This window comes from Streptomyces sp. NPDC001270 (assembly GCF_042896695.1).
Lineage (GTDB): Bacteria > Actinomycetota > Actinomycetes > Streptomycetales > Streptomycetaceae > Streptomyces.
Genome location: NZ_JBIAXM010000006.1, coordinates 304,587 through 329,494 on the forward strand (window position 1 = coordinate 304,587; position 24,908 = coordinate 329,494).

The 24,908-nt window shown below is 71.2% G+C and carries 24 protein-coding genes and 2 pseudogenes; 10 read left to right on the top strand and 16 right to left on the bottom strand.

The genetic code is table 11. The features are described 5' to 3' along the window. Positions 1-85 precede the first annotated feature (85 nt). The 5 genes and pseudogenes from ACFY2B_RS13260 to ACFY2B_RS13280 form a co-directional block, all read right to left on the bottom strand. Entirely contained in the window at positions 86-280 is a 195-nt protein-coding gene (locus ACFY2B_RS13260; protein ID WP_390763231.1) for a DUF397 domain-containing protein, read from the bottom strand. Next, positions 262-1,103: pseudogene (locus ACFY2B_RS13265) on the bottom strand (helix-turn-helix domain-containing protein). Before ACFY2B_RS13265 ends, ACFY2B_RS13260 begins: the two are co-directional and overlap by 19 nt. A 94-nt stretch (positions 1,104-1,197) precedes the next feature. After that, positions 1,198-2,172, bottom strand: a complete 975-nt coding sequence (locus ACFY2B_RS13270) for a hypothetical protein (protein ID WP_390763232.1) — start codon at positions 2,170-2,172, stop codon at positions 1,198-1,200. After that, positions 2,169-3,119, bottom strand: a complete 951-nt coding sequence (locus tag ACFY2B_RS13275; protein ID WP_390763233.1) for a hypothetical protein — start codon at positions 3,117-3,119, stop codon at positions 2,169-2,171. The genes ACFY2B_RS13270 and ACFY2B_RS13275 overlap by 4 nt, the downstream gene beginning before the upstream one ends. Continuing rightward, a complete protein-coding gene (locus ACFY2B_RS13280; protein WP_390763234.1) occupies positions 3,116-4,015 on the bottom strand; it encodes a hypothetical protein in 900 nt (299 codons plus the stop codon). Before ACFY2B_RS13280 ends, ACFY2B_RS13275 begins: the two co-directional genes overlap by 4 nt. Before the next feature lie 100 nt (positions 4,016-4,115). On the opposite strand from ACFY2B_RS13280, the gene ACFY2B_RS13285 reads away from it, so the two are divergent. Continuing rightward, positions 4,116-4,478: a DsrE family protein gene (locus tag ACFY2B_RS13285; RefSeq protein WP_390763235.1), complete on the top strand. Its 363-nt coding sequence runs from the start codon at positions 4,116-4,118 to the stop codon at positions 4,476-4,478. 47 nt (positions 4,479-4,525) lie between these two features. On the opposite strand, the gene ACFY2B_RS13290 is transcribed toward ACFY2B_RS13285, so the two are convergent. The 8 genes from ACFY2B_RS13290 to ACFY2B_RS13325 form a co-directional block, all read right to left on the bottom strand. Then, on the bottom strand, positions 4,526-4,783 hold the full coding sequence (locus tag ACFY2B_RS13290) for a DUF3099 domain-containing protein (RefSeq protein ID WP_390763236.1): 258 nt from the start codon (positions 4,781-4,783) through the stop codon (positions 4,526-4,528). A 122-nt stretch (positions 4,784-4,905) separates the two neighbouring features. Further along, entirely contained in the window at positions 4,906-5,193 is a 288-nt protein-coding gene (locus ACFY2B_RS13295) for a DUF1416 domain-containing protein (RefSeq protein WP_010351646.1), read from the bottom strand. 45 nt (positions 5,194-5,238) lie between these two features. Further along, positions 5,239-6,084, bottom strand: coding sequence for a sulfurtransferase (locus tag ACFY2B_RS13300; protein WP_376533524.1), 846 nt, complete (start codon positions 6,082-6,084; stop codon positions 5,239-5,241). A gap of 122 nt (positions 6,085-6,206) precedes the next feature. Further along, positions 6,207-6,314, bottom strand: a complete 108-nt coding sequence (locus ACFY2B_RS13305; protein ID WP_376533523.1) for a putative leader peptide — start codon at positions 6,312-6,314, stop codon at positions 6,207-6,209. 226 nt (positions 6,315-6,540) lie between these two features. Then, the gene (locus tag ACFY2B_RS13310) at positions 6,541-7,278 is read right to left on the bottom strand and encodes a DUF2993 domain-containing protein (protein WP_390763237.1); all 738 of its coding nucleotides are present in this window, start codon (positions 7,276-7,278) and stop codon (positions 6,541-6,543) included. A 111-nt stretch (positions 7,279-7,389) separates the two neighbouring features. Further along, positions 7,390-8,721: a hypothetical protein gene (locus ACFY2B_RS13315; RefSeq protein ID WP_390763238.1), complete on the bottom strand. Its 1,332-nt coding sequence runs from the start codon at positions 8,719-8,721 to the stop codon at positions 7,390-7,392. 3 nt (positions 8,722-8,724) lie between these two features. Beyond that, positions 8,725-8,979, bottom strand: a complete 255-nt coding sequence (locus ACFY2B_RS13320; protein ID WP_390763239.1) for a MoaD/ThiS family protein — start codon at positions 8,977-8,979, stop codon at positions 8,725-8,727. Between the two features lie 71 nt (positions 8,980-9,050). Continuing rightward, a complete protein-coding gene (locus tag ACFY2B_RS13325; RefSeq protein ID WP_390763240.1) occupies positions 9,051-9,887 on the bottom strand; it encodes an alpha/beta hydrolase in 837 nt (278 codons plus the stop codon). A 169-nt stretch (positions 9,888-10,056) separates the two neighbouring features. On the opposite strand from ACFY2B_RS13325, the gene ACFY2B_RS13330 reads away from it, so the two are divergent. From ACFY2B_RS13330 to ACFY2B_RS13355, 6 genes are all read left to right on the top strand, one after another. Beyond that, positions 10,057-10,836, top strand: a complete 780-nt coding sequence (locus tag ACFY2B_RS13330) for a winged-helix domain-containing protein (protein WP_390763241.1) — start codon at positions 10,057-10,059, stop codon at positions 10,834-10,836. Positions 10,837-10,921: 85 nt separating this feature from the next. Further along, positions 10,922-11,944, top strand: coding sequence for a LacI family DNA-binding transcriptional regulator (locus ACFY2B_RS13335; RefSeq protein WP_390763242.1), 1,023 nt, complete (start codon positions 10,922-10,924; stop codon positions 11,942-11,944). A gap of 142 nt (positions 11,945-12,086) precedes the next feature. Next, positions 12,087-13,307, top strand: a complete 1,221-nt coding sequence (locus tag ACFY2B_RS13340; protein WP_390763243.1) for a S1C family serine protease — start codon at positions 12,087-12,089, stop codon at positions 13,305-13,307. A 145-nt stretch (positions 13,308-13,452) separates the two neighbouring features. Continuing rightward, positions 13,453-13,671, top strand: a complete 219-nt coding sequence (locus tag ACFY2B_RS13345; protein WP_376533515.1) for a hypothetical protein — start codon at positions 13,453-13,455, stop codon at positions 13,669-13,671. A 101-nt stretch (positions 13,672-13,772) separates the two neighbouring features. Then, positions 13,773-14,507, top strand: coding sequence for a response regulator transcription factor (locus ACFY2B_RS13350; RefSeq protein WP_390763244.1), 735 nt, complete (start codon positions 13,773-13,775; stop codon positions 14,505-14,507). Beyond that, positions 14,504-15,952, top strand: a complete 1,449-nt coding sequence (locus ACFY2B_RS13355; RefSeq protein ID WP_390763245.1) for a sensor histidine kinase — start codon at positions 14,504-14,506, stop codon at positions 15,950-15,952. The genes ACFY2B_RS13350 and ACFY2B_RS13355 overlap by 4 nt, the downstream gene beginning before the upstream one ends. A 97-nt stretch (positions 15,953-16,049) precedes the next feature. Here ACFY2B_RS13355 and ACFY2B_RS13360 read toward each other — a convergent pair whose 3' ends face one another. Together ACFY2B_RS13360 and ACFY2B_RS13365 are read right to left on the bottom strand one after the other, a co-directional pair. Beyond that, on the bottom strand, positions 16,050-17,852 hold the full coding sequence (locus ACFY2B_RS13360) for an ABC transporter ATP-binding protein (protein ID WP_390763246.1): 1,803 nt from the start codon (positions 17,850-17,852) through the stop codon (positions 16,050-16,052). Between the two features lie 760 nt (positions 17,853-18,612). Further along, complete coding sequence (locus ACFY2B_RS13365; RefSeq protein WP_390763247.1) at positions 18,613-20,424, bottom strand: bifunctional metallophosphatase/5'-nucleotidase; 1,812 nt, start codon at positions 20,422-20,424, stop codon at positions 18,613-18,615. Between the two features lie 190 nt (positions 20,425-20,614). Between ACFY2B_RS13365 and mshD the strand changes: the two genes are divergently transcribed. Both mshD and ACFY2B_RS13375 read left to right on the top strand, forming a co-directional pair. Beyond that, on the top strand, positions 20,615-21,541 hold the full coding sequence (gene mshD / locus ACFY2B_RS13370; RefSeq protein WP_390763248.1) for a mycothiol synthase: 927 nt from the start codon (positions 20,615-20,617) through the stop codon (positions 21,539-21,541). A gap of 1,256 nt (positions 21,542-22,797) precedes the next feature. Beyond that, positions 22,798-23,009, top strand: a pseudogene (locus ACFY2B_RS13375) (IS5/IS1182 family transposase); the annotation flags it as partial. Positions 23,010-23,016: 7 nt separating this feature from the next. Here ACFY2B_RS13375 and ACFY2B_RS13380 read toward each other — a convergent pair. Beyond that, positions 23,017-23,826: a TetR/AcrR family transcriptional regulator gene (locus tag ACFY2B_RS13380; RefSeq protein ID WP_390763249.1), complete on the bottom strand. Its 810-nt coding sequence runs from the start codon at positions 23,824-23,826 to the stop codon at positions 23,017-23,019. A 104-nt stretch (positions 23,827-23,930) separates the two neighbouring features. Between ACFY2B_RS13380 and ACFY2B_RS13385 the strand changes: the two genes are divergently transcribed. Further along, a complete protein-coding gene (locus ACFY2B_RS13385) occupies positions 23,931-24,794 on the top strand; it encodes an NmrA family NAD(P)-binding protein (RefSeq protein WP_390763250.1) in 864 nt (287 codons plus the stop codon). Positions 24,795-24,908 lie beyond the last annotated feature (114 nt).

Consider the following 24,908-nt stretch of genomic DNA (forward strand, 5'->3'; position numbering starts at 1 on the left):
CCAGGACCAGCAAGGTTTCGAAGAAGATCTCCACGGGTGCTCCTCGAGCGGAAGTGGACGTACAGAGCCGGGGCCCCAGCTTACGTCAGCCCTTCTTGACACCTTCCACGAAGGCCGCCCATACGGCTGTCGCGAAGACGAGGGTTCCCCGGGAGGGGTCCTTGCTGTCCCGGACGGGGACCAGGGGGAGGTGGTCGGCGACCTCTACGCAGTTGCCGCCGTCCGAGTTGCTGTGACTGCTCTTGCGCCACCGAGCGCCGCTCAGGTTGATGGCTCGCACGGAACTTCCTCCAACATTCGCAAGATGAACGTCCGCGACTCAGCAGAGTTCAGCGCCAGGTCACGTACAGCATCATAGGTACGGTGCAGACGCTCAACCCTGCTTGTTTCTTCGACTAGTTCACCTCGAACGTCGTTCTCCGCGTAGGCCACCGTCCGCCCGTCGAGCAGGCGCAGGAACATCACGTCGGTACTGTCCAGGCCATGGAGTCCGGCGCCGAAGGGCAGCACGTGCAGGGTGATACGCGGGCGAGCCGCTGCCTCTGCCAGAAACTCCAATTGTTCCCGCCACTCCTGGGCATCGCGCAATGAGTTGCGCAGCACGGCTTCCGAAAGCAGGATCCGGAACGGCGGAGCGTCGTCTCCTTCCAGCACCCGTCGCCGTCCGATACGTGCAGCGACCTGCTGATCAAGTTCCTCGCCGGTGAGACCGCCCACCGCAAGTGCTTCGCGCGCATACCCCGCGGTCTGGAGTAGTCCCGGTGGCCTGCTCACCGAGTACTGCCACAGGCTGATGGCCTCGGCCTCCAGCCCCATGTACCGCCGATACTGCTCCTTGAACTGCGTAGGATCCCCCACCGCCAGTTCCCACAGTGCCAGCAGCAGCCCCGGTGGCCGTAGTGCTGATCCAGCGCCTCCGCCACCTCGGGGCTGCCCAGGGTCGCTCCGCTCTCCAGTTTTCCGAACAGGGACGGATCCCAGCCGACCACCTTGCCCAGGTCCCGCAGGCTCTCCCCGCTGGCCGTGCGGAGCGACCGCACCTCCTCCGCGAACCGCTTCCTCGGTTCCTGGCTGCGCCCCGTGATCACTCGCCTCGTTGGCATCGCGTCCCCCGGATGTCGTCCGGATACGGAGAGTAGTCCAACGGTCGCACGCTGCGCAGAAGTTCACCGAAAGGGGCCGCCGGGGCGGAATGCCTCAGCCCAGGAGCTGGCTCTGGAGCGCCACCGTCTGCTGGAAGGGAACGGCCGCGGCGCGGCCCGGACGGGACTGCACCACCACACCGACGACGTCACCCGCGCCCAGGTACGCCTGCCTGACCTGCGCCGCGCCGTACGGCTTCACCTCGTCGTAGGCGAGGCGCGTGACCCCGGTGACGTCGGCGTCGGACGGAAACCCCTCGTCGTACAGGGTCTCGGCGGCGCCCCGGGCGGCGTACACGGGAGAGTCGAACTCGGTGATGTCCCCGAGCACTTCCTCGGCCGCCGTCCCCGTGTCGAACTGGAGCAGGTAGATGCCGGTGCGGGTGCCGTCCTCGGTGGTCCAGCCGCGGGCCGCGATGTGCCGCAGCCCGTAGTCGGTGAGCAGTTGCCCGACCTTGGTCCGGTCCCCGTGTGTCCCGTAGAGCGCCAGGAAGTCCCTCGTCGCCAGCCAGCCGTCCGTACCGCGCAGCGCCTTGTCGGCCTCCGCTCCCCCGGGCGCGGGCAGCACCAGCTTGCGCAGGTCCGCGTAGTGGCTGCCGGTCATGTTGGTGGGGGCGAGCGGCCCCGGCTTGCCGGGCGGCAGCGGGGCCGCGCTGATCTCCGGGTACGGCCAGCGCCCGTCCTGCTCGGTGGCGAGGCCGGGTACGTCCGTGCGCTCCATCCGGGTGATCCCGTACGCCGTTCCCGCCCCCACCGCCGCGAAGACCACGACGGCGGCGGTCCAGCGCAGGACGGCACGCAGGACGCGGCGGTCCTTGGGCGGAGCAGCAGGAGCGTCCGGTATGGAGGCGGCCTGACCGGGGGCGGTGCCGACGGCTTCGTCCGGTACGGGGGCGGCCTGCGCGGGGGCGGTGCCGACCGGGAGATCCTGTGCGGGGACGGTCCCGGCGGGGTCGGGCCGGTCCGCCGGGGGCTGGTCGAGGGCGAGGGGTGTCTGTGCGGCGTCCGTCGGCTGCGGCTGCTCGGTCATACGGCCATTCCCGGATCGTCGATGCGGTCGAGTTGCTCGGTGAAGAACTGCGTGGGGAGGCCCGCGTCGATCGGTTCCGGTCCGTCCGCGGTCACGGTGACCAGCACGTCTCCCACGTACCCGGCACAGAACGCCGTGCCCAGCTCGTCGCTCTTGCCCTTGGGCGTCAGATAGCAGCGGGTGCCCTTGTGCCCCTTGATCTCCGGGCCCTTGCGGAGGAGGTCCGCGCTGTCGATGAACGTGTTGAGGCTCGTCGACATCCGCCGTACGGCGGAACTGTTCTTCAGCCGCAGCAGCGTGACGGAGAGCGTGACGGAGTTGTCGTTGGAGAAGGTCCCCGCGGGGATGAGGTAGCTGCGCATCGCCATGCCCTGGATGTGCTGCTCGTCGACCAGCTTCTCCATCTCCCGGCGCGAGGAGCTGGGCAGCCCCTTCAGGGACTGCTTGCGCAGGTCGGTGGCCTGCGCGCCGTTGAACTCGGCGTCCACGCCGAATTTCCCGAGGTCCGGGCCCTCGGTGTAGCCGTAGGAGCTGAACGGCACGAACATGCCGCTCAGCCCGGACGCGGACTTCTTGGCCTCGCGGTCCTTCTGCTGGTCCCCCTTCGCGTCATCGCCCGTCGGCGGGAACGTCCACGTGGGCTTGCCGGCGTCGCGGTCCGCGTCCTGCACGGTCACGGCGGTGTAGCCGACACCGCCGAGCACGGCGCAGACCAGCAGCGCGGATGCGGCGATGGCGGCGATACGGCGGGGACGGATCCGGCGGGCGGGCTTCTCGGGGGTCGCGAGGGTCTCGGTGGCCGCCGGGGTCTCGGGGGTCGCGGCGGCACCCTTGGCACCCTCGCTGACCTCGCTGACCTCAGGGACCTCAGGGGCCTCGCGGGCCTCACGGGCCTCAGAGCCCTCGGAGACCTCGGAGACCTCAGAAGTCTCGGGCTTCTCGCTCACAGCTTCCCCATCTGCCGCTCGGCCAGGTCCAGGATCTTCTCCTTGGGGACCGGCTTGGTGTCGTGGATGAAGATCTCCACGGAGATGTCGCCGCGCCAGGCGTGCGCCTCGGCCGAGTACACCGGGACGTAGCCCGACTCCCGGTAGGGCTTGTCGTGCACGTACGCCTGCCCGGAGCCGGTTCCGGGCACGGGCCAGCTCCGGGTGCCGTCCTGGCTCTCGGCCCAGTAGCGGTCGCCCCCGGTCGCCTCGGACGCCGCCAGGTCCAGTTCCTGGCGGTACTGCGCGAGGACGACCTCGACCTCGTACGTGTCCCCCACCCGCCACGACGTGCCGACCGCGCGGCGGAACTGCTTGTCGGTGAGATTTTCGAACTGGTCGGCCGGGTGCTCGTACCAGTTCGAGTACGCGGCCTGGTCCAGCCAGCCGTCGTCGACCCCCTCCAGGAACCCGTCGCGGGTCCCCGCAGGCCGCGCGAGCAGCAGTTTGCGCAGGTCGCCGTCGGTCTTGACGCGGCGGTCCTGCGCCGCCGACAGCGGCTCGACCTCGCCCTTGGCCTGCTTGACCACGGGCTGGGAGAGCGAGGGCAGCTCGGTGGGCTCGCGGTCCGCCTGGATGAGATAGCCGGTGCAGGTGCCGGCGACGACGCCGAGCACGGCGGCGACCGCGACCAACGCGGCCGTACGGCCGCGCCGCCGCGGGCGGGCCGGGCCGGACGAACCGGCGGGACCGACCGGACCGACGGGACCGACGGGACCGACGGGACCGACGGGGCTGACAGGACCGACAGGGTCGGCCGGGTCGGGCAGCCCGGGTGCCCCGGGCAGGCTGGGTGCGGTCGGCTCGACCGCTTCGGCGGCCGGTGCCGCCTCGTCCGGTCTTTCCGGACCTTCCATGACATCCCCCAACAGAATTGGAACGCGTCTTCCACATCGCGCGCACAGATGACCCACCGGAAACACGCATCGTTGTAGGGAAGTTGATTACGATTCGGCCATGGCGAAGAAGCTCGTGATCAAGGTGACGGCAGGGGCCGATGCCCCCGAGCGCTGCTCACAGGCGTTCACGGTCGCGGCGGTGGCCGTGGCCAGCGGGGTCGAGGTCTCCCTGTGGCTGACGGGCGAGTCCTCGTGGTTCGCGCTGCCGGGCCGGGCAGCGGAGTTCGAGCTGCCGCACGCGGCCCCGCTGCCGGATCTGCTGGAGTCGGTGCTGGCGGCCGGCCGGGTGACCCTGTGCACCCAGTGCGCCGCCCGGCGCGAGATCTCGGAGAAGGACGTCATCGAGGGCGTACGGATCGCGGGCGCGCAGGTCTTCGTCCAGGAGGCGCTGGGCGACGAGACCCAGGCTCTCGTCTACTGAGGTACCGAGGAGACCCGGCCGGCGGAGCCGGTGCCCCTGCCGGGGCACTAGTGCCGCTTCTTGCCGTCCAGCTCGTCCCACCACTCGTCGGACTGCGCGTCGCCCGAGGGATCGTCCCACCAGCGGTCCCCGGGACCCCGCCGGTTGGCGACCATCGCCGCGACCGGCGGGATGACCATGGCCACCAGGCACATGGCGACGGCCGCGGGCACCGACCAGATGCGCACGACCGCCCAGGCCAGAACGAAAAGCGCGATGCAGACGCCCATCATGGCGAAGTACAGGTGACGCCGCCGTGCGTACATAAGACCAGAGTAGGTCCGCAACGGCCTCAGGGCCCGCGTCCGGTCCGCACCGGCCAAAGGGCCGCGCCCCAGGCGTCCGACCGTGGGGCGCGGCCCTCCGGCCGCCGAGTGGTGCTGCTCGCTCAGACCGCGATCGCGACCTCCGCGAGACCGCCCTGCTGGGCGACCACCGTGCGGTCGGCGGTGGCTCCGGGCACGAGGGCGCGGACGGTCCAGGTGCCCTCGGCCGCGTAGAAGCGGAACTGCCCGGTGGCGGAGGTCGGGACCTCCGCGGTGAACTCGCCGGTCGAGTCCAGGAGGCGGACGTAGCCCGTGACCGGCTCGCCGTCGCGGGTCACCTGGCCCTGGATCGTGGTCTCACCGGGCTTGATCGTCGAGGCGTCCGGGCCGCCGGCCTTCGCTCCACACATGCTGCTTCTCCAGAGGTCAGAGGTTTCTGAGGGCGGTCGGGTCGCTCACTTGCCGGAGCCGAGCTCGATCGGCACGCCGACCAGGGAGCCGTACTCGGTCCAGGAACCGTCGTAGTTCTTGACGTTCTGCACGCCCAGCAGCTCGTGCAGCACGAACCAGGTCAGCGCGGAGCGCTCACCGATACGGCAGTAGGCGATGGTGTCCTTGGCCAGGTCCACGTCCTCCTCGGCGTACAGCTCCTTCAGCTCGTCGTCCGACTTGAAGGTGCCGTCGTCGTTGGCGTTCTTCGACCACGGGATGTTCTTGGCGGACGGCACGTGGCCGGGACGCTGCGACTGCTCCTGCGGCAGGTGCGCCGGGGCGAGCAGCTTGCCGGAGAACTCGTCGGGGGAACGGACGTCGACCAGGTTGTACGAGCCGATGGCCGCCACCACGTCGTCGCGGAACGCGCGGATGGACGTGTCCTGGGCCTTGGCCCGGTAGTCGGTCGCGGCGCGCTCGGGCACCTCGGAGCCGTCGACCAGCTCGCGGGCGTCCAGCTCCCACTTCTTGCGGCCACCGTCGAGGAGCTTGACGCTGTCGTGGCCGTAGAGCTTGAAGTACCAGTAGGCGTACGACGCGAACCAGTTGTTGTTGCCGCCGTAGAGGATCACCAGCGTGTCGTTGGCGATGCCCTTCTTCGACAGCAGCTTCTCGAAACCGGTCTGGTCGATGAAGTCACGCCGGACCGGGTCCTGGAGGTCCTTCGTCCAGTCGATCCGGACCGCGTTCCTGATGTGGTTCTTCTCGTACGCGGTCGTGTCCTCGTCCACCTCGACGACGACGATGTCCGCGTCGTCCAGGTGCTCCTGCAACCAGTCGGCATCGACCAGGACGTCGCTGCGGCTCATGCTGTCTCTCCTCCGGGGCAGTTACGGCGGGCGTGCGGGTGCGTGCGGCGCGGGCTCCTCGGGGGAGCGCGCACGGGTGCCCTGAGCAGGGCGGCTGGAGAACACGGAAGCCGGGCTTCCGATCAGAAAGGGCGACAGAGCATGGCGGCCACGCGGCACAGGTCCACTGCCCGCCGCTTCGTGAGGTCCGCCCGTCCCCGGGACTGGGGGACGCTTGTCTGGCACCGCATGGCCTCGATCGTAGGGACGGACAGCCGGGCATGTCACCGGCATGTCGCATGCTGAGATGCGATCGTCCGCCATTCGGGATCACGAGACCACCCGGACGGCCGCGTGCCGCGCACGGGACCGTGCGCGGCACGCGGGCATCTGAGGTTCGGACGCACTCGTCTCGCCTGTCGGACGGTCTCCGGCCGAATCCGCCGGTGCCCGCCGTCCCGCGGCGCGTGTCCCGTCCTACCCGGCCAGCTTGACGTTCGAACCCCGCACCGTGATCTCGACGCCGTCGGGCGCCGCCTGCACCTTGTCCAGCTTGATCCCGGCGGGCAGCTGGTCGACGGCCTGCTGGAAGTCGGTGATCTGCCGGACGCTGTCGTCGGCGATGTCGACACTGCCGAACTTGGGCACCGAGTCGGCGTGCACCTGCACCGAGTCGTTCTTGACGGTGACCGTACTGAGCACCGTCAACGGTTCGGGCAGCTTCTTGCCGAGGACCGTGGCGTCCACCGCGACCTTGATCTTGCCGTTGCCGCCGTCCGAGAGGCCGACCACCTGGGCGGTGATGCCGGGCGCCACCTGCGCCGTGCCGGACCTGGCGGCCTTCAGCAGCTCGTCGTAGGAGATGGTCGCGGTGCCCTCGGCGGTCTTCGCGGTGGCGGAGCTGAAGGAGCTGGAGAACGCGACGTCCTTCATGTCCGCCTTCAGGTCGTCGATGCGGACCGTCTGGCCGTCGGTGCCGGTGGGCGCCTGGTAGTCCTTGATCCCGACCTCCACGTCGGTCAGCGAGCCGCCGGCCAGCTGGGTGAGGAAGGGGAAGCCGTTGATGGACACGTCCGGGGTGGCGGACAGGTTCTCCGTGGTCCGGAACTTGTCGGCCGCCTCGCTCTGAGCGAAGTGGACCGCGACGCGGTCGACGATCACGAACAGCACACCGAAGATCACAACGACGATCAGAAGTATTCGCAGCGCGCGCATGCGCTCCCCCACCTAGGCAGTCACCGACGCAGCCACCGTAACCCCAGGTGGGACGGGCCCCGGCTTTTTGTCGACCACCTGTGACGTAGGTGGTCGCCGGGGCCCCGCCGGTCAGCCCAGGGCCTGGCCCAGGAGCCACACCGCGGGTGCCGCGGCGGACAGCGGGAGCGCGACGCCCGCCGTGAAGTGCACGAAGCGGGACGGATAGTCGTAGCCGGCGACCCGGTGCCCGACCAGCGCGCAGACCGCCGCCGCGAGCCCGACCAGGGCGCCCTTCGCACCGAGCCCGGTCATCCCGCCGACCGCGATGCCGGCGCCCGTCGCGGCGAGCAGCGAGACGACCACGGAGGCCGGGGTGGCCAGCGGCAGCGCGCGGGCGAGGACCGCCACGGCGACCGCGGCGGCGCCGACCGAGACGGCGTGCGGGTCGGCGCCCAGGTAGCCGGTCGCGACGACCGAGAGGGCGGTGGCGGCGACCGTCGCCATCAGCCCGTACATCCGCTCGTCCGGATCGGCGTGCGAGCGCAGTTGCATCACCAGGGCGAGCAGCACCCACACGCCCAGCGGGCCGAGGATGGCCGCGGGCGCGTGCTCGCGGCCCGCCGCCAGCAGCGCCACGTCCGCGGTGAGCGCCCCGGCGAAGGCGAGGGCGATGCCCTGCCGGGCGGGCCACATGCCGTTCAGCCGGAACCAGCCCGCCGCGGTCACGGCCTGGAGCACGACCAGGGGGACGACCAGGGCGTACGAGCCGATCGCCGCCGCGCCCGCGAGCAGCAGGCCGAGCAGCGCGGTGAGCGCCGCGGGCTGCATGCCGGGCTCGATGATCGGGGAGCGGCCCTCCAGGCGGGCCCGCTGGGCGTCGGTGACGCGGGCGTTGCCGGCGAGGGTGGCGGGGCCGTACGTGGCACCGGCCGCGGCGTCCGGCGCCGCGTCCGGCATCGGGGCGGCGTCCGGCATCGGGGCCGCGGCCGGGGCCGGAGTGGGCGGCTGGGGTGCCGGGTGTGCTTGGGGCGCGGCGGGGGCGGGACCGACGGGGTAGCCGTGCGTCGGCAGGTACGCGGTCTCCTCGGCCGCCGCCGACGGGACCGGTGCGTGGACCTGCGTCTCCCAGGTCTGTCCCTGCCACTGCTGGGTCTGCTGCCCGTCGTACCCGGACCGGTCGTACCCCGACTGCTGGTACCCCGACTGGTCCGGATACGACTGGTCGTACCCGGGCTGTGCGTACCCGCCGGGGGCGTACCCGGCCTGGCCCTGACCACCCTGGTCGTACCCGGCCTGGCCGTGGCCCGGCTGGCCCGGCTGACCCGGCCATGCCTGCGGCGCCTGCTGCTGGTGAGGGGCCTGGGCCTGGTGGGGGGCGTGCTGCCCGCCCTGGGGCGGTTGCTGCTGTCCGTAGGGGTCGTATCCGTCGTAGGACCCGCCGTCGTACGGCTGATTGGTCATCGCTCACCCTCCTGCGAACGGCGGGAGCACCTCGACCGTGCCGCCCTCGGCCAGCCGTACCGTCTCATGCTCGCGGGTGCCCACGGGATCACCGTCGACGAGGAACGAGCATCGCCGCAGGACGCGCGTCAGTTCGCCGGGGTGTCGCTCGCGCACCGCGCCCAGCGCCTCAGCGAGGGTCGCCGCCTCGAAGGTCTCCTCGGCGACCCCGGCCGCGGCCTTCGCGGCGGCCCAATAGCGCACCGTGACCTTTGCCATCTCGTCCTCAAGTCCGTGCGTACGCCCGTATGCCGGTACGCCGATCATCCGTACGTAAAGTCGGGACCAGGCTAGCCCGCCCGGGAGGCCGCCCAGTCCCCGATCCGGGCCAGCAGGGTGTCGCCCGCCGCGTGCTCGGCGTGCCCCATGCCCGGCTCCAGCCACAGTTCGCCGTGGTCACCGGAGGCGGCGGCCAGCATCCGGGGGTGGTCGAGCGGGAAGTAGCCGTCCTGGTCGCCGTGCACGATCAGCAGCGGGGTCGGCGCGATCCGGGCCACCGCCCGCACCGGGGACAGCGGGACCGGGTCCCAGTCGCGGTGGTGGATACGGGTGCGGAAGCCGTAGCGGCCGACCAGGCGGCCCGCGGGACGGGTCACCAGCCAGTGCACGCGGCGCATGGGCGCGGTGCCGCGGTAGTACCAGCGGGCCGGGGCGCTCACCGAGACCACGGCGTCGGCGCCCGGGTGCAGCGCCGCGTGCCGCAGCACCACCGAGCCGCCCATGGAGAAACCGACCGTGACGACGCGCGCGTGCCCGAGGCCGCGGGCCCACTCCACCGCGGCGGCCAGGTCCAGCACCTCCCGGTCGCCGACCGTGGACCGGCCGCCGGACGCGCCGTGGCCGCGGAAGGAGAAGGTGACGACCGCGCCGTGGCGGGCCAGGGCCGCCGCCACCCGGCGCACGTGCGGCCGGTCCGCGTCGCCGGTGAAGCCGTGTGCGACGACGAACACCAGATCACGGGAGGGTGGCGGCGAGGCGTCGTATACGACCGTTCCCGGGTTGTATACGGAATCGATCGCAACGCCGTCAGCCGTGTGCAGAAACGTCCGTATAGGGGCGTGTCTGCTCGTCTCGGAGTGCGGACGGACGGTGGATCGTGCCACATGACCTGCCGGACCGTTGCTCATGTCGGCTATTCTGCTGACAGAGGACTCGGGCAGCGACGCCCCCGGGTCCTTTTGTGCTTTCGGAAGCGTTGTATACGAGGCGGGAAACCGCAGGTGTACGGGGCCCCGGGATCGCAGAGCAGTACCGTACTGCCCACGTCCTCGCAGGGACCGAGGAGGAACCAGACGTATGAGTTCTCTGCTGCTCCTGACCAACGCCCTCCAGCCGTCGGCGGAGGTGCTCCCCGCCCTCGGCCTGCTGCTGCACAACGTGCGCGTGGCCCCGGCGGAGGGACCCGCTCTCGTCGACACCCCCGGTGCCGACGTCATCCTGATCGACGGACGGCGCGACCTCCCCCAGGTCCGCAGCCTGTGCCAGCTGCTGCGCTCCACCGGGCCCGGCTGTCCGCTCGTCCTCGTCGTCACCGAGGGCGGCCTCGCCGCCGTCACCGCCGACTGGGGCATCGACGACGTCCTGCTGGACACGGCCGGGCCCGCCGAGGTCGAGGCCCGGCTCCGGCTGACCATGGGCCGCCAGCAGCTCGCGAGCGACGACTCCCCGATGGAGATCCGCAACGGCGACCTGTCGGTCGACGAGGCGACCTACTCCGCCAAGCTCAAGGGCCGGGTCCTGGACCTGACCTTCAAGGAGTTCGAGCTGCTGAAGTACCTCGCGCAGCACCCGGGCCGCGTCTTCACCCGGGCCCAGCTGCTCCAGGAGGTCTGGGGCTACGACTACTTCGGCGGCACCCGGACCGTGGACGTGCACGTACGGCGGCTGCGCGCCAAGCTCGGCCCTGAGCACGAGTCGCTGATCGGGACCGTCCGGAACGTCGGTTATCGATTCGTTACCCCCGAGAAGGGTGACCGTGCCCCGGACGAGGCCAAGGCCAAGGCGGCCCGGCCAAAGCCGGAGGATGCGGACGCATCGACCGTCCTCGACGGGATCGAGGTCCGGGCCGAGGCATAGCCGCGGCACCGGCGGGGCATTGCTTCCGCACAGGGAAGCCCGATAGTGCCTGCCCAGAGCGGATCTCTCCGCGTAGACTCCGCGCGTGGCCAAGGTGACTCGGGACGACGTGGCGCGGCTGGCGGGGACATCGACCGCCGTGGTCAGCTACGTCATCAACAACGGACCCCGGCCGGTCGCCCCGGCAACGCGCGAACGTGTCCTCGCGGCGATCAAGGAGCTGGGCTACCGCCCCGACCGGGTCGCCCAGGCCATGGCCTCGCGCCGCACCGACCTGATAGGTCTGATCGTGCCGGACGCGCGCCAGCCCTTCTTCGGGGAGATGGCCCACGCGGTCGAGCAGGCCGCCTCCGAGCGCGGAAAGATGGTCCTCGTCGGCAACTCCGACTACGTCGGCGAGCGCGAGGTCCACTACCTGCGGGCCTTCCTCGGGATGCGGGTCTCGGGGCTGATCCTCGTCTCCCACGCGCTCAACGACCTCGCCGCCGCCGAGATCGACGCCTGGGACGCCCGGGTGGTGCTGCTGCACGAGCGGCCCGAGGCGATCGACGACGTCGCCGTCGTCTGCGACGACCTGGGCGGCGCCCAGCTCGCGGTGCGCCACCTGCTGGAGCACGGCTACGAGTACGTCGCCTGCATGGGCGGCACCGCCGACACTCCCGCCGTCGGCGACCCGGTCTCCGACCACGTCGAAGGCTGGCGGCGCGCCCTGGACGAGGCCGGCATCCCGACCGAGGGCCGCCTCTTCGAGGCGCCGTACAACCGCTACGACGCCTACCGGATCGCGCTGGACCTCCTCTCCGGGCCGAACCGGCCGCCCGCGATCTTCTGCTCCACCGACGACCAGGCGATCGGCGTGCTGCGGGCCGCGCGCGAGCTGCGCCTGGACGTGCCGGGCGAGCTGGCGGTGGCCGGCTTCGACGACATCAAGGAAGCGGCGCTGGCCGACCCGCCGCTGACCACGGTCGCCTCGGACCGGTCGGCGATGGCGCGGGCCGCCGTGGACCTGGTCCTCGACGACAGCCTGCGGGTGGCGGGCTCGCGCCGGGAGCGGCTGAAGACCTTCCCGTCCCGGCTGGTGCTGCGCCGCTCCTGCGGCTGCGCATGAACTTTTTCAGGCGTCTCTGAGAGATTTCTGAGCAGGCGCCGCTGAGCTGCGAGAACCGTCTTTATATCGGGCAAACGAGGTTCTGCCGGGCTTCTCAGGGAGCACTCAGGAAGCTCTCATGGTCGCGGGACAAGCTCTAGACATGACCGAGAGCTTCCGCCGCAGCGGCGCGTACGAGAACCCCCAGGGTGACACCTATCAGGGCACGTACCCCCAGCAGCAGCCCGCCGCCTCCACACCCCCTTCCTCCGCGGTGAACCCGGAGTGGCCGCCCCCGCCGGCCTACCGGCCCGCCGAGCCGGTCTCCGTCGAGCCGGGCACCACCGTGTGGCCGGGCGGGCAGGCCACCGCGCCGACCGCCGCGTTCGACACCGACACCAGTCAGGGTGGTGACGGCGGGCACGGCGGCGGAACCGCTCTCCTCCCGGCCGCCTCGGACGGCGACGGGTCCGCCGCGCAGCCCCCGCACACCGCGCACAAGAAGCGCGCCCGCGGCCCCATCGGGCTGCTGGCCGCCGTGGCGATCGTCGCCGCGGCCGTGGGCGGCGGCACGGCCTACGCCTTCCAGGAGCTGACCGGCAAGAACACCGCCACGACCAGCAGCGCCACCACCAACGTGGTGCCGTCCAGCAAGCGGGGCGACGTCGCCGCCATCGCCGCCGCGGTCAGCCCGAGCGTGGTCGAGGTGAACGCGACGCTCCCGGGCGGCTCGTCCACCGGCTCCGGCGTGGTGATCACCTCGGGCGGCGAGATCGTCACCAACAACCACGTCATCGCCGGTGCCTCGTCGGTCAAGGTGCGGACCAGCGACGGCAAGGAGTACACGGCCGACGTCGTCGGCACCGACAGCTCCAAGGACCTCGCCCTGATCAGGCTCCAGGGCGCGTCCGGGCTGAAGCCCGCCTCCCTCGGCAACTCCTCCGCGGTCCAGGTCGGCGACACGGTGGTGGCGATCGGCTCCCCCGAGGGCCTGACCGGCACCGTCACCAGCGGCATCGTCTCCGCCCTGAACCGTGACGTCACCGTCTCCACGGACGAGAACCAGGGGCAGGGCCAAGGCCAGGGTCAGGGCCAGGGCCGGGGCGGGTGGCCCTTCCAGTTCGGCGGCCAGCAGTTCAACGGCGACACGGGCTCCTCGACCACCACGTACAAGGCCCTCCAGACCGACGCGTCCCTCAACCCGGGCAACTCCGGCGGCGCGCTGATCGACGCCGGCGGCAACGTCATCGGCATCAACTCCGCGATGTACTCGGCCACCGACTCCACGTCCACGGACGCGGGCAGCGTCGGCCTCGGCTTCGCGATCCCCATCGACACCGTCAAGTCCGACCTGTCCACCCTGCGGGCCGGCGGCACCAACTGAGGACGCCGGGACCGGCCGAGGACAAGCACGACGACGAAGGACGACGAAGACAAGCACGACGACAGGGCGCACCGCGCACGGCACACACAGCACACACAGCACACACAGCACAGGCAAGAGAGCACCAGGAGCTAGGGAGCACGCCATGATCAGGACGATCGAGCAGGTCTCGCACCCGACGACGGACTTCGGCCCGGCCCGCACCGCCCTGGCCCTTGAGGTCGCGTACGAACTCCACGCGCCCCGGCCGCCCGCCCGGCCCACCGAGGTCGCCACCCCCGAGCTGATGGGGCTGCGGCTGCCCGCCGCCCGACCGCACCGCCACAAGGTTCCGCTGAAGCGGCTCTCCGCGGTGCACGGCTGACCCCGCCCCGGCACGGTCCCCCGTGCTTACCCGCCGGCCTGGAAACGTGCGAGGCTGAAGGACAGCCAGCCACGCCCCACAGCACCCCGAGGAACCCGACGATGAGCTCCGCCGATGGCGACCGTGACCCGCAGCGCATCCTGATCGTCGACGACGAGCCCGCCGTACGAGAAGCGCTCCAGCGCAGCCTGGCCTTCGAGGGATACGACACCGAGGTCGCGGTCGACGGCGCGGACGCCCTGCAGAAGGCGACCGAGTACCGGCCCGACCTGGTCGTCCTGGACATCCAGATGCCCCGCATGGACGGCCTCACGGCCGCCCGCCGCATCCGCGGCGCCGGCGACACCACACCGATACTGATGCTGACCGCCCGCGACACCGTCGGCGACCGGGTCACCGGGCTCGACGCCGGCGCCGACGACTACCTGGTCAAGCCGTTCGAACTGGACGAGCTGTTCGCCCGGATCCGCGCGCTGCTGCGGCGCAGCTCGTACGCGGCGGCGGTGGTCGGCACCGGGGCGGACGACGAGGCCCTCACCTTCGGCGACCTGCGCATGGACCTGGCGACCCGCGAGGTCACGCGCGGCGCCCGGCAGGTGGAGCTGACCCGTACCGAGTTCACGCTGCTGGAGATGTTCATGGCCCATCCGCGCCAGGTCCTCACCAGGGAGCAGATCCTGAAGGCGGTGTGGGGCTTCGACTTCGAGCCGTCGTCGAACTCGCTGGACGTGTACGTCATGTACCTGCGCCGCAAGACCGAGGCGGGCGGCGAACCGCGGCTCGTGCACACCGTCCGCGGCGTGGGATACGTGCTGCGCCAGGGCGGGGCCGAGTGAAACGGCTGCTGAACCGGTTCCGGGCGCTGCCGATCCGCTCGCAGCTCTCGCTGCTGGTGGCGGCGGCGGTGGCGTTCGGGGTCGCGGCCGTCTCGGTGACCTGCTGGTTCATCGTGCAGGGGAAACTCTACGAGCAGACCGACAACGATCTGAAGCAGGCCGTGGCGGCGATGGTCCTGTCCCGTCCCCCGCATCCCAACGACATCCGGAACACGCTCAGCAACTGCGTGGGGACACCGCAGAGCACCGTCAGCGGCTTCCGCAACACCTACTCCCAGCTGGTCACCGCCGACGGAACCGTCTGCCTCTTCGAAAGTTCGAAGGGCCAGATCAAGGTCACCACGGCCGACGAGGACGTGATCAAGAACGCGTCCAGCGGCCGCGGCCTCTTCCACAACGGCACGGACGTGGACGGGAAGCGGGTGCGGGTGCTGACCATGCCCGTGACCATCACCCCGACCAACACCTACGCGGGCCTCATGGCGGCCGTCCCCCTGGACGGCACCGAGACCACCCTCAAGGACCTGGCGCTCGTCCTGCTGCTCGTCTCGGGGATAGGGGTCGTCGGGGCCGGCGCCGCGGGTCTCGCGGTGGCCCGCGCCGGACTGCGCCCCGTCGACAAGCTCACCGAGGTGGTGGAACACGTCGCCAGGACCGAGGACCTGAGCATCCGGATCCCGGTGGCGAAGGACAGCACCGACGAGATCGCGCGGCTGTCCCGGTCGTTCAACTCGATGACGTCCGCGCTGGCCAGCTCCCGCGAGTTGCAGCAGCAGCTGATCGCGGACGCGGGGCACGAACTCAGGACGCCGCTCACCTCGCTGCGCACGAACGTGGAACTGCTCAGCCGCAGCGAGGAGACCGGCCGGCCGCTCCCGCCGGCGGACCGCAAGGCGCTGATGACGTCCGTGACGGCGCAGATGTCCGAACTGGCGTCGCTGATCGGCGACCTCCAGGAGCTGTCCCGCTCGGAGGGCCAGCGCGGCGAACGCGTGCAGGTGATCGCGTTCCACGACACCGTGGACACGGCGCTGCGCCGCGCCCGGCTGCGCGGTCCCGAGCTGACGATCACGGCCGACCTGGCGCCGTGGTACGTACGCGCCGAGCCGTCCGCGCTGGAGCGGGCGATCGTCAACGTCCTCGACAACGCGGTGAAGTTCAGTCCTGACGGCGGCGCGATCGACGTGGCGCTGGACCGGGGTGTGCTCACCGTCCGGGACCACGGTCCGGGCATCCCCGCCGAGGAACTGCCGCACGTCTTCGACCGTTTCTGGCGTTCGCCGAGCGCGCGGGCCCTGCCGGGTTCCGGCCTCGGCCTGTCGATCGTGGCCCGCACGGTCCAGCAGGCGGGCGGCGCGGTGTCCCTCACCCCGGCGCAGGGCGGCGGCACGGTGGCCACCCTCCGCCTGCCCGGCGCCCCGACGCCACCGCCGGACGGCACGTGAGCCGCGGGCTGCGACCGGCAACGGCGCCCCTGCGCGCTCCCGGCCCCGGCGTGCGACCGGGGTGCGACCGCCGTGCGTCTGACGTCGGGTTGAAGGGTTACGGACGCTTCAGTGTCTCCGGGCGGTTCAGTGGCTCCGGGCGGTCCGGAATCTCCCGGCGGTCCAGGGTTTCCGGCAGCGGCGCGGCCAGCCTGGCGTAGGCGCCGCCGCGGGCGATCAGTTCGGTGTGGGTGCCCTCCTCCACCAGCCGGCCGTGGTCCATGACCAGGATGCGGTCGGCGTCCGGGGCCAGGGTCAGGTCGTGGGTGATCATGATCGTGGTCCGTCCGGACATCAGGCGGCGCAACGGCTGGACCACCTGCCGGGCCGCCACCGCGTCCAGCCCCGCCGTCGGCTCGTCGAGGACGAGGACCGGGGCGGCGCGCAGCATCGCGCGGGCGATGGCCAGGCGCCGCACCTGACCGCCGGAGAGGGCGGTGGTGCCGGGCGCGATGCGGGTGTCGTAGCCGTCGGGGAGCGCGCTGACGAACGCGTGCGCCGCCGCGTCCCGGGCCGCCCGCTCGATCTCCGCGTCGCTCGCGCCGGGCCGGCCGCACGCGATGTTCTCCCGGACGGTGCCGCGCAGGACCAGCGTCCGCTGCGGCAGCAGGGCGATGTTCTCGCGCAGGAAGTCGAGGGGTACGTCGGTGAGCGGGACGCCGTCCAGACGGATCACGCCTGCCGTGGGGTCGTAGAAGCGGGTGAGCAGTGCGGTGAGGGTCGACTTGCCGGCGCCGCTCGCACCGGTGATCACCACGAGCCGGCCGGGGCCCGCCTCGAACGTCACGTCGCGCAGCGCGGCCCTGGACGCCTCCGGGTAGCGGAAGGTGACGTCGTGGAAGCCGACCCGGCCGCGCACCGGCCAGGCGGGGACCGGCCGGGCCGGGTCGGTGACGGCGGGCTCGGCGTCCAGGATCTCCCCGATGCGTTCGGCGCCCGCGGTGGCCGCGGTGACCGTGAGGCCGAGCCCGCCGAGGCTGCGCACCGGCGGGTAGAGGTAGCCGAGGAAGGCGGCGAAGGCCAGCAGTTGGCCCAGCGTCATGCGGCCGGCGGAGATCTCCCACACGCCGAGGCCGATCACGGTGAGCACGCACAGCGTCTCGACGACCTCGACGAACTGTTCGTACAGCTCGCTCAGCCGCGCCCCGCGCACACTGGCCCGCAGCCAGGCGCGGGCCTCGGTGTCGAGCCGTTCCTCCTCGTCGCGGCGGCGGTTGTACGCCTGGGTGAGGACGATGTTGGTCAGCGACTCGGTGACGACCGAGGTGATCGCGCCGTCGGCGACCCGCTCGTCCTGGGACGCCTTCTTGATGCGGCCGGCGAAGCGGCGCGCGGCGAGCAGGAAGAGGGGCGCGAGCACGAAGGTGACCAGGGCCAGGTCCCAGCGCAGCCAGAACGCGGCGGCGGCGTAGAAGACGGCGGAGAAGACCGCGGAGACGGCGCCGACCGCACCGGAGACGACGAGTTGTTCGATGGCCTCGACGTCGCCGGTGAGCCGTTCGACCAGGTCGCCCTGGCGGTGCCGCTGGAAGAAGTCCGGGGACAGCTGCTGGAGGTGCCGGAACGCGTGGGCGCGCAGCCGGCGTACGAACCGTTCGGCGGTCCAGGTGGCGAGGGAGTTGCCGAGGTAGCCGACGAGCGCGCCGAGCACGGCGACGCCCAGCCAGGCGGCGGCCGGGCCCCAGAAGGCGGCGAGCGAACCGGCTTGCAGGGCGTGGTCGGTGAGGTCGGCGAAGAGCAGGATCGAGGCGGTCTCGGCGAGCGTGGACACCACCACGCACGCCAGGATCACCGCCAGCCATCCGCGGTCGCCGCGGGTCAGCGGCCAGAACCGGCGGAAGGCCGCGCGGGCTTGTCTCATGGTCGGCTCCGAGGTGGTGCGGGACGCGGGTGCGGACACGGCCGAGGCGGGGCCGCCGGCGCGAGGGTGCTCGACCGGTGGCCCCGCCTCGTGGCGGGCCTCAGTCCCGGTGTCCGACCGGGCGGCGCCGGGGCTCGGGGCGCCTGCGCTCCGTCGTCCTGCGGGTGGGCTTGCAGTCTTTCTTGACGGGAGTGACCTTGTGGAAGCTCATTGCGCCGTTCCTCTTGTCTGTGCTCTTGTCCGTGACGTTGCCTGTACTGCCTGTCCTACCTGTGCCGCCTGTGGAATTCCCTGTGATTTACTCAGGTGAATTCTCGATCAGTGCTGGCCGCCGACCGGTCGGCGCTTCGGAGTCGCCTTCTTCGTCACCTTCTTCTTCGCCGCCGGAACGGACTTGTGCGCCTTCTTGACCGGGGTGATCTTACGGATACTCATGTTCTCTCCTCGTTCGGACTGCCGTTCGCGCCATTCGCTTTCAACACGAAAAACACTACTGCGGTCCGATCCGGAAGAACGCAATCCTCGGTGAGACCTCAGTTAATTGAGCCTTGACAAATTTTCAGCCGCAACGAGGAATAACGCGATGCCTCACACAGGTCTTACAGACCTCACCCAGGTTTTATAGACGGGACTTATGGAAAAGCAGAGGCCCGGTACGTACCGGAGTACGCACCGGGCCCGGGGCCGGAAGCAGCCGACCGTCCATCCGGCCGACTGCTCACCGCCTACCGCTTACCGCCCAAGACTCAAGACTCAAGACTCACCGCACGATGGTGATCCGGTCCGCCGCGGGGGGCGTGATCGGGCTGCCGGCCGACGAGTTGGCCGTCAGATAGCCGGCCAGGGCGGTCAGGTCGTCGTCGCCCACCAGGTCGCCGGTCCCCTGGCCCAGCGTGGTGAAGCCGTCGCCGCCGCCCGCGAGGAAGCTGTTGGTCGCGACCCGGTAGGTGGCGGCCGGGTCGATCGCGGCGCCGTTCAGCCGGATCGAGTCGGTCACCACCCGGTCCGCGCCCGACTTCGTCAGATCGAGCGTGTACGTCAGTCCGGCCGACGGCTGGAGGATCTTCGGCGCCGCCTCGTTCGCGCCGCTCACCTGCTCCTTCAGCACCTGGATCAGCTGGGCGCCGGTGAAGTCCTGGAGGTTCACGGTGTTGGCGAACGGCTGGACGGTGAAGCCCTCGGCGTAGGTGACCACGCCGTCGCCCTCGGTGCCCGACGCCGCGTACGTCAGCCCGGCCCGCACGCCACCCGGGTTCATCAGCGCGAGCGAGGTCTTCGGGTCCAGCTCACGGCCGTAGGCGAGTTGCGCGTCGGCGATCAGGTCGCCCATCGGGGACTCGGTGCCGGTGGAGGCCACGTCGCCGGAGATGTAGCCGATCGCGCGGTTGCCGATGGGCGCGGCCAGCGTGTTCCACTCGGAGATCAGCCGCGTCATGTCCGGCGCCTTGGGCACCGTGCGAGTGACCACGCGGTTCGCCGACTTCACCGCCGTACGGGCGATGTCGCCGGTCCGGCGGTCGTAGGTCAGCGTGGTGTCCGTGAACAGGCGGCCGTAGGAGGCGGCCGAGGTGACCATCCGCGGATTGCCCGCCGGGTCGGGGATCGTGCAGACGTAGGCGTTGTGGGTGTGGCCGGTCACCAGCGCGTCGACCGCGGGGGTGACGTTCTTCGCGATGTCGACGATCGGACCGGAGACGCCGGCCCCGGCGCCCGGGGCGTCGCAGTCGTAGGTGTAGCTCGACGAGGCCGGGAAGCCACCCTCGTGGACCAGGGCCACGATCGACTGGACACCCTGGCGCTGGAGTTCCTTGGCGTACGTGTTGATCGTCTCGACCTCGTCCTTGAACGCGAGGCCCTTGACGCCCTCCGCGGAGACGATGCCCGGCGTGTTCTCCAGGGTGACCCCGATGAAGCCGATCTTGACGTCCTTCTTCTTCCAGACCCAGTACGGCTTGAGGATCGGCTTGCCCGTCTTCTCGTTCAGCACGTTGGCCGCGAGGTAGGGGAAGTCCGCGCCCTGGAACTTCTCGCCGCCGTAGCAGCCGTCCGTCGGGTGGCAGCCGCCGTTCTGGAGCCGGGCCAGTTCCGCGGGACCCTCGTCGAACTCGTGATTGCCCACCGAGGTGACGTCCAGGTCCAGGCCGTTGAGCGCCTCGATGGTCGGCTCGTCGTGGAACAGGCCGGAGATCAGCGGGGAGGCGCCGACCATGTCGCCGCCGGCCGCGGTGATGGAGTACGGGTGGTCCGCGCGGGCCTGGCGCAGATGGGTGGCCAGGTACTCGACGCCGCCCGCGTCGACCGACTTCGTGGTGCCGTCCGGCTGCTGCTCGGTGACCCGGCCGGAGGAACCGGACGGCGGCTCCAGGTTGCCGTGCAGGTCGTTGAAGGAGAGGAGTTGGACGTCCTGGTAGCGGCTCGGGCCGCCGTGACCGCCGGGGCGGCCGTGGTCGCCCTGCGCCTGGGCGGGCAGAGCGGCGGCCAGTGCCACGGCGGTGGCGAGACCGGCGGCGGTCGCGAGGACGGCCTGCGTACGGCGTCTGCCGCGGCGGTGCGGATGGGATGCGGTCGGCATGTGCCCCCCTGTGGTTCGACTGTGACGAGCGTGTCCGGTGCGCCGCAGCCTAGGGTCAACGCGCGTAGCGTGGTAGGGGGCTCATGGTTACATCCTGGTTTACCTTTGTCTTTCTCTTTACGTTCAGCCGTGTCACCGCTTTCCCGTGGCCGCCCGGTATTTCCGCCGGCCGCCCCTTACCCTCGTAGGCATGACCAGCGACGGTGCCACACCGGCCTTCCCCTCCCGCTCCATCGAGACCTATTCCGCGCTCTCCCCGGACCAGGCCGAGGCCGTCCTGGACCTGCTCGCGGCTGCCGCCCGGATCGACGGGCAGCAGGCGGTGTCCGAGCAGGGCCGGCTGCACCTGCGCGGCGGAGCGCGCACGGGCGTCTCCCATCTGCTGCTGACCCTCGACGGCGAACTCGTCGGCTACGCCCAGTTGGAGGACACCGACCCGGTGGAGGCGCCCGCCGCCGAACTGGTGGTGCACCCCTCGCACCGGGGCCACGGGCACGGCCGGGCGCTCGGCTCGGCGCTGCTCGCCGGGTCCGGGAAGCGGCTGCGGGTGTGGGCGCACGGCGGGCACGCCGCCGCCCGGCACCTCGCCCAGGTGCTGGGGCTCAGCCTGTTCCGTGAACTGCGCCAGATGCGACGGCCGCTGACCGGGCTTCACCTGCCCGAGGCTCCGCTGCCGGAGGGCGTGACGGTCCGTACGTTCGTACCGGGGCAGGACGACGCGGCCTGGCTCGCGGTGAACGCGGCGGCCTTCGCGCACCACCCGGAACAGGGTTCGCTGGCCCAGCGCGACCTCGACGCCCGCTTGGCCGAGCCCTGGTTCGACCCGGCCGGCTTCTTCCTCGCCGAGCGGGCCGGGAAACTGGCCGGCTTCCACTGGACGAAGGTGCACGCGGAGGAGCAACTGGGCGAGGTGTACGTCCTCGGGGTGGCGCCCGGCGCCCAGGGCGGCGGCCTCGGCAGGGCCCTGACGGCCATCGGCCTGCGCCACCTGGCCGCGCAGGGCCTGCCTACGGCGATGCTGTACGTCGACGCCGACAACACGGCCGCGGTGGCGGTCTACGAACGGCTCGGATTCACGACGTACGAGACCGACCTGATGTACCGCACGGAGACGTGAGCGTCCGCGACGGCCCGGACAGCCCGGGCCGTCGACCTCATAGCGGCTGCACGTCAGCCGCCGCTGCTGCCTCCTCTTGCACGTCGTCCCTGCGGCCTTGCCTGACCGGTGAGTCTCCTCGCGGAGCTCCGATGCAGCCCTGGTGCATCGGAGTCCCTCAATGGCGCAGACATGGCCGCATGCGGATCGAATTGCGCCAAGCTGTCGTTGGCGGGACCGGCAAAAGGATTGGTGGGCGGGCTTTGGGGCGGCTGGTACTGGCCCTGGCCCTGGTTCGGTGAGGGGGACCGGGCGCCCGGGTCTGCCTGAGGCTGGGCCACGTCGGGCTGGGTCGGCTGGAGCGGGAAGTCGACCGCCGAAAGTGCCTGGGCCCGCTCGTAGGCCACCCGTGTCAGGTCGTCCACCGGGGCCGGGTCTGCCGAGTACGGCTGAGGCTGGGCCACCTGCTGGGCGAAATATGCGGCCTGTTGCGGACTGAATGTCAGGCCCCCCGTATACCCCTGGGACTGAGGCTGTTGGTGGCCCCCCGGGTATCCCTGTGAGTAACTCCCCGTATAGCCCTGGGACTGAGGCTGTTGGTAGCCCCCCGTATACCCCTGGGCCTGATAACCCTGATAGCTCTGCGGGTACGCCGAAGACTGAGCCGGGGCCGACGGTTGTTGCCATGTCCCTCCAGCCACAGCCGCTGCCTGGGCCGCATCCATGGTCTCGAAGTCCCACCGGTTGGGGCCTTCCGCTTCAGGCGTCCCCCTGCCGTATTGCCGGTCCAACTCCTCCTGAGCAGCCTGGTCGACTGCAGCCGCCATGGCGTCCGAGGGCCGCTCCCAGGTAGCGGCGTGCTCGTGGTAGGCAGGCAGTGTCGGCTCCTGCCCTGCCGGCCGGGCCTGTTCCTGATCCGGCTGCCCCGTCCGCTCCCGATACCGTCTGGCCTCCTGGGCCATGAATTCTCTCGCGCGCGCTTCGTCGACCGGGCCCCTGCCCAGCGGAGTTCGTCCTGCTGGCGCCTCCCGATTCCATTGGCGCCGATACTCTTCCCCATAAGGATTGTTCGAGGGGAGATTCCGCCGATCCTCATCTGCCATGCGTGCCACCTTCCCGTAATCGATTTGGTCGCCACCCAGACCAGCAACGGTCACCGGGGCTGTCCTCCACCGGTCCGCTGTTGCCCGTGTACTCCCTCACCCGATCCGGTCAGGCCGGGCACTTCCCCAACGGACGGGGCCCGGACAGGGTTCACATTCGGACACTCGGGAAGCCTCTTCCGGCTGCGGCCGATGCACCCCGAAATCACCATGGCCTGGGCCGACTCCGGCTCTGCCGGAAAGCTCGTGAACTGGGCAAGGACACGCCTCGGACGGACGCTCAAGACCGTCAGCCGACCGCCGAACGCCCCGGCTTCGTCCTGCCTCGCGGCTGGGTCGTCGAGCGATCCCTGACCTGGATCACGCATGCCCGAACACACGCGCGTCCGGGCATCACCCCCCGCCCGTGAGGCGGTCCAGCCACTCGCCGAGCAGGTGCCGCTCCGCGCCGCTGAGCACCGTCTGTTCGGGGAGCGCGGCACGCAGCGCCCGTGCGGCGCCGGCCGGTCCCGCGTCCCGCACGGCCGGCTCCTGGTTGGTGACGGCCGCCACCATGGACTCCCGCAGCATGGTCAGCAGGTCCGGATCGCGCCGGTCCGCGGGGAACGACAGCCAGGTGAGCACCGCGCCGCGGGCCGTGGCGTGGATCAGCATGGCCGCCAGGTGCTCGTCGACCCGCAGCCAGCCACCGGCGGCCAGCCGGCGGACACGGCCCATGAGGATCTCCATACCGGCCTTGAAGGCGGCCGATGTGGCCCGATTGGGCTCGCTGTACATCAGCACGAACAGCGCGGGGTTGGCCAGACCGAACCCGACCGCCAGGTCCCAGCCCGCCCGAAGGTCCTCGATGGGGTCCTGCGGGTCGGGGTCGACGTGCTTGCTCGCGACGAACCGGGCGAAGCCGTACTCGGCCACCGCTTCGAGAAGCCCTTCCTTGTCGCCGAACAGCCGGTAGATGGCCGGGGGTTGCAGGCCCGCCGCGACCGCGACCGCGCGGGTGGTGACCGCGTCGCGGCCCTCGCGCTCCAGCAGGTCGGCGGCGGCCTCGATCACGCGCAGCCGGGTCTGCGCGCGGGCCGTGGACGCGGCGGAGTCAGACCCGGAGTCGGAGTCGGGCTCGGAGGGGAAGCCGGGCCCGGACCCGGACCCGGCTGCGGGTCCGGTGGCCGCGGAGTGGTCTCCGGCGCGTGATCGTGAGGGCATATATCAACGATACATGCCTGCTGGTTCCATTGTTATTATCAGTGTTACCGTCATGGCGATTCCATTGGAATCACGACACCCGAACCAGACCCCTGGAGCAGCACGTGATCATCGTGACCGGAGCCACCGGGCAGCTCGGACGCCAGATCGTCGAGAGCCTGCTGACCCGCGTACCCGCCGACCGGATCGGCGTCAGCGTTCGCGATCCGCTCAAGGCCCGGCCGCTGGCCGACCGGGGCGTGCGGGTGCGGCAGGGCAGCTTCACCGACCCGGCCGGCCTCGCCCACGCCTTCGAGGGCGCCACCCAGGTCCTCGTCGTGTCCGTCGACAAGATGGGCGACGAGTGCGTACGGCAGCACCGGGCGGCCATCGACGCGGCCGTCACCGCCGGCGCCCGCCGCATCCTCTACACCAGCCAGATGGGCGCGAGCGCCACCTCGCACTTCCAGGCTTGCCGCGACCACGCCGCCACCGAGGAGGCACTGCGCGCCTGCGGCGTCCCGTTCACCTCCCTGCGCAACGGCTTCTACGCGGGCAGCGCGCTGCACTTCCTCGCACCCGCCCTCACATCCGGGAAGATCGCGCTCCCCGCGGACGGACCGGTCAGCTGGACCGCGCACGCCGATCTCGCCGAGGCGGCAGCCGCCGTCCTGGCCGACGAGGGTCGCTTCGAGGGCCCCACGCCACCGCTCACCGGGGCTCAGGCCCTCGACTTCGACGACATCGCCCGCCTCGCCACCGAGGTCACGGGCCGCACCTTCACCAGGACCACCACATCCGACGACCGGTACCTGACGGAGCTGACGGGTCAGGGGGTGCCCGCCGAGACGGCCGAGCGGTTGCTGGGCATCTTCGCCGCCGCACGGGCCGGCGAGTTCGCCACCGTGGATCCGACCCTGGCCGGCCTGCTCGGCCGCGCACCGCGCTCCCTGGACGAGGCACTGCGCACCCGGCTCGCCACCGACTGACCCCTTTCCCCCTCACTCCGTCCACCCGACCCACCTCCCCGATCCGCCGATCCGCCTCCCCGGCGCTCGCGCGACCGGCTCGCCCGACCCGCTCGCCCGACCCGCTTGTCTGAC